This window comes from Arhodomonas sp. KWT, from assembly GCF_010993615.1.
In genome coordinates, this window is the sequence record NZ_WNXE01000004.1 from 1 (window position 1) to 1,726 (window position 1,726).

Genomic DNA, 1,726 nt, shown 5'->3' on the forward strand with positions numbered 1-1,726 from the left:
CCGACCAGGCCCATGAGCTGCGACGTCGCCACGGGACCGGCGATCATCCCCGCACCGTGCACGAGAAGCAGGCCGGCGCTGGCACCGAGCATCCGGCTGGCGTCCATGAAATCGTTGGTCAGCGATACCGACAGCGGGTAGAGCGTGAATGCGAGCCCGCCCCACAGGACCGACAACCCGACGACGGCCCCGGTACTGTGCGCGGTCAGCGCCACCATGGCGCCGCTGACGATCGCGACCGCCGCGGCGACCGTGGCGATCACGTCACGGCGATTGTACAGGTCCGACAGCCTGCCTATGGGATACTGGAGCAGGAAACCGCCGACGATGGTCACGCCCATCAGGATCGCGATCATCGACTGGCTGAACCCGGCGCCCTTGGCATACACCGGCCCCATGCCCAGGAACGAGCCGTTGATCACCCCCGCCGCCGCGCACCCCACAACCCCCAACGGAGACGCCGCGTAGAGCTCGCGCAGCCGCACCGGCACCACCTCGCGCAGCTCCGGGGAGGAGGTGCGGGTGATCGTCACCGGCACCAGCGCAAGGCCGATCAGCGCGGCGGACAGGCTGAACAGCTCGAATCCGGCTGGATCGGAGAACACCAGCAGGAACTGGCCGCCCCCGAGCCCCACGTAGGTCACGACGCTGTAGACGCCGAAAACCTGGCCCCGGTACTCCGGCGGCGTGCGGTCGTTGAGCCAGCTCTCCACCACCATGTACAGGCCGGCGATGGCGAAACCGTAGACCAGCCGCATGCCGCCCCACACCACCGGCTCGATGAAGATGGGGTACGCCAGCGTGCTGGTCGCCGCGATCACCGCCAGCGCGGCAAACGTCCGGATGTGGCCGACACGCGCGATCACCCGGCCGCATATGCGAGTGGCGAGCACGAAGCCGACCGAGTAGCTCGCCGCCACCAGACCGATAACCTGGGTCGGGAACCACTCCATCGTCATCCGCACGCCCACCAGCGTGCCCAACAGGCCCCCGCCGACGAGCAGCAGCCCGAACGACAGGAACAGCGCGACGAAGGGGGATACGATTCGGGTCATACCGCCCCCTCCTTCCAGTAACGCGCCCGTCCTGCACCGCCGGCCGGGGTGCGCCTGCCGGCGGCCCCGCCGGGATCGCGGATGGGCACTGTCCGGACGGCCACGCGTCCAAGGCGGGCAACGCCATCCGGCGTCCACGGCCGGTGACGATAACAGTCCCGCCGTCCACGCCGCGGCCCGCACTGGCCGCCGGCAGGGCCGTGCGCTGATGATCCGGATAGTAACGTCTGACGCATGGATGCCCGTGATGCGACCGGCCCGGAAGACCGGCCGGTTGATTGTTGTTCGGCGGTGGTGAGCATAGCCGAGATGCGGCGGACCTGACCATTCCACGACCGGGGTGAGTGCCGGCACCACCGCGGCCGGCGGGCCGCGTCACGCTTGACACGGACTATCGTGTAGTGCATTAATGATAGGCCAATCTAAACGACGGAGAAGAAATCCGTTGATGATGGATTTCACCGCCTGCCGGATTATCCCCACGACCCCTGCATCCACCACCAGTCATGTCGCCGGGGCCTGAGAACACCCCATAACCGTGCCGCACACGACACCATGCCTAGACCGTCACGAACCCGGAACGGGTACGTGTAAGACATGTCGTGTCCGGCGGTCCGGAAGGCGTGAACGCCGCACAGCGACCGAATAACCCTGAGCGAGGAGTGCGCAAT

General features: G+C 67.5%; 1 protein-coding gene. It reads right to left on the bottom strand.

What is annotated here, in order from left to right:
• A partial coding sequence (locus tag G7A99_RS01925) for an MFS transporter (protein WP_163138733.1) occupies nucleotides 1–1,055 on the bottom strand: 1,055 nt, incomplete at its 3' end.
• Nucleotides 1,056–1,726 lie beyond the last annotated feature (671 nt).